This window comes from Bacillus sp. WC2503 (assembly GCF_052682895.1).
Window position 1 is genome coordinate 4,720,001 of the sequence record NZ_JBQYMD010000001.1, and the last position, 2,500, is coordinate 4,722,500.

Sequence of the window (2,500 nt, forward strand, 5' to 3'; positions counted from 1 at the left end):
TGATACCAATGGTATCAGTGGTAGGGGAGCGTTCTAAGTGCAGTGAAGTCAGACCGGAAGGACTGGTGGAGCGCTTAGAAGTGAGAATGCCGGTATGAGTAGCGAAAGACGGGTGAGAATCCCGTCCACCGAATGCCTAAGGTTTCCTGAGGAAGGCTCGTCCGCTCAGGGTTAGTCAGGACCTAAGCCGAGGCCGACAGGCGTAGGCGATGGACAACAGGTTGATATTCCTGTACCACCTCTTTATCGTTTGAGCAATGGAGGGACGCAGAAGGATAGAAGAAGCGTGCGATTGGTTGTGCACGTCCAAGCAGTTAGGCTGATAAGTAGGCAAATCCGCTTATTGTGAAGGCTGAGCTGTGATGGGGAAGCTCCTTATGGAGCGAAGTCTTTGATTCCCCGCTGCCAAGAAAAGCTTCTAGCGAGATAAAAGGTGCCTGTACCGCAAACCGACACAGGTAGGCGAGGAGAGAATCCTAAGGTGTGCGAGAGAACTCTGGTTAAGGAACTCGGCAAAATGACCCCGTAACTTCGGGAGAAGGGGTGCTTTCTTAACGGAAAGCCGCAGTGAATAGGCCCAAGCGACTGTTTAGCAAAAACACAGGTCTCTGCGAAGCCGTAAGGCGAAGTATAGGGGCTGACACCTGCCCGGTGCTGGAAGGTTAAGGAGAGGGGTTAGCGTAAGCGAAGCTCTGAACTGAAGCCCCAGTAAACGGCGGCCGTAACTATAACGGTCCTAAGGTAGCGAAATTCCTTGTCGGGTAAGTTCCGACCCGCACGAAAGGTGTAACGATTTGGGCACTGTCTCAACCAGAGACTCGGTGAAATTATAGTACCTGTGAAGATGCAGGTTACCCGCGACAGGACGGAAAGACCCCGTGGAGCTTTACTGTAGCCTGATATTGAATTTTGGTACAGTTTGTACAGGATAGGCGGGAGCCATTGAAACCGGAGCGCTAGCTTCGGTGGAGGCGCTGGTGGGATACCGCCCTGACTGTATTGAAATTCTAACCTACGGGTCTTATCGACCCGGGAGACAGTGTCAGGTGGGCAGTTTGACTGGGGCGGTCGCCTCCTAAAGTGTAACGGAGGCGCCCAAAGGTTCCCTCAGAATGGTTGGAAATCATTCGTAGAGTGCAAAGGCATAAGGGAGCTTGACTGCGAGACCTACAAGTCGAGCAGGGACGAAAGTCGGGCTTAGTGATCCGGTGGTTCCGCATGGAAGGGCCATCGCTCAACGGATAAAAGCTACCCCGGGGATAACAGGCTTATCTCCCCCAAGAGTCCACATCGACGGGGAGGTTTGGCACCTCGATGTCGGCTCATCGCATCCTGGGGCTGTAGTCGGTCCCAAGGGTTGGGCTGTTCGCCCATTAAAGCGGTACGCGAGCTGGGTTCAGAACGTCGTGAGACAGTTCGGTCCCTATCCGTCGTGGGCGTAGGAAATTTGAGAGGAGCTGTCCTTAGTACGAGAGGACCGGGATGGACGCACCGCTGGTGTACCAGTTGTTCTGCCAAGGGCATAGCTGGGTAGCTATGTGCGGAAGGGATAAGTGCTGAAAGCATCTAAGCATGAAGCCCCCCTCAAGATGAGATTTCCCATAGCGTAAGCTAGTAAGATCCCTGAAAGATGATCAGGTTGATAGGTTCGAGGTGGAAGCATGGTGACATGTGGAGCTGACGAATACTAATAGATCGAGGACTTAACCATATAATATGAAGCAATGTTATCTAGTTTTGAAAGAATATAAAAAACTTGTTGACTTTAAAAGTTAAATAAGTTACAATAATTCTTGTCTTAAATGAATACAGTCTGGTAATAATGGCAGAGAGGTCACACCCGTTCCCATACCGAACACGGAAGTTAAGCTCTCTAGCGCCGATGGTAGTTGGGACCTTGTCCCTGTGAGAGTAGGACGTTGCCAGGCAAATGGAGGATTAGCTCAGCTGGGAGAGCACCTGCCTTACAAGCAGGGGGTCGGCGGTTCGATCCCGTCATCCTCCACCATTTAGCCGACTTAGCTCAATTGGTAGAGCAACTGACTTGTAATCAGTAGGTTGGGGGTTCAAGTCCTCTAGTCGGCACCAGTTTTTAATTGTACGAGCCATTAGCTCAGTTGGTAGAGCATCTGACTTTTAATCAGAGGGTCGAAGGTTCGAATCCTTCATGGCTCACCATTTTTAATAAAATATGCGGGTGTGGCGGAATTGGCAGACGCACTAGACTTAGGATCTAGCGCCTTTGGCGTGGGGGTTCGACTCCCTTCACCCGCACTTTTAATAAAATATCTCATAACATGTCTTGCGGAAGTAGTTCAGTGGTAGAATACAACCTTGCCAAGGTTGGGGTCGCGGGTTCGAATCCCGTCTTCCGCTCCAATTTTCAATATGACATGCCGGGGTGGCGGAACAGGCAGACGCACAGGACTTAAAATCCTGCGGTGGGTGACCACCGTGCGGGTTCGACCCCCGCCCTCGGCACCATATGCGCCCGTAGCTC

General features: G+C 51.5%; 7 tRNA genes and 2 rRNA genes (2 of these 9 cut by a window edge). All 9 read left to right on the plus strand.

What is annotated here, in order from left to right:
* Positions 1–1,711 (plus strand): 23S ribosomal RNA (locus ACUN26_RS24330); it begins 1,211 nt to the left of the window's first position.
* A gap of 101 nt (positions 1,712–1,812) precedes the next feature.
* Positions 1,813–1,928: ribosomal RNA gene (gene rrf / locus ACUN26_RS24335) — 5S ribosomal RNA — on the plus strand.
* Between the two features lie 4 nt (positions 1,929–1,932).
* Positions 1,933–2,008 (plus strand) — tRNA-Val (locus tag ACUN26_RS24340).
* A 4-nt stretch (positions 2,009–2,012) separates the two neighbouring features.
* Positions 2,013–2,088: transfer RNA gene (locus ACUN26_RS24345), tRNA-Thr, on the plus strand.
* 14 nt (positions 2,089–2,102) lie between these two features.
* Positions 2,103–2,178: transfer RNA gene (locus ACUN26_RS24350), tRNA-Lys, on the plus strand.
* A 15-nt stretch (positions 2,179–2,193) separates the two neighbouring features.
* Positions 2,194–2,274: transfer RNA gene (locus ACUN26_RS24355), tRNA-Leu, on the plus strand.
* A 30-nt stretch (positions 2,275–2,304) separates the two neighbouring features.
* Positions 2,305–2,379 (plus strand) — tRNA-Gly (locus ACUN26_RS24360).
* A gap of 16 nt (positions 2,380–2,395) precedes the next feature.
* Positions 2,396–2,484, plus strand: a tRNA-Leu gene (locus tag ACUN26_RS24365).
* A gap of 3 nt (positions 2,485–2,487) precedes the next feature.
* A tRNA-Arg gene (locus tag ACUN26_RS24370) sits at positions 2,488–2,500 on the plus strand; it runs 61 nt beyond the window's last position.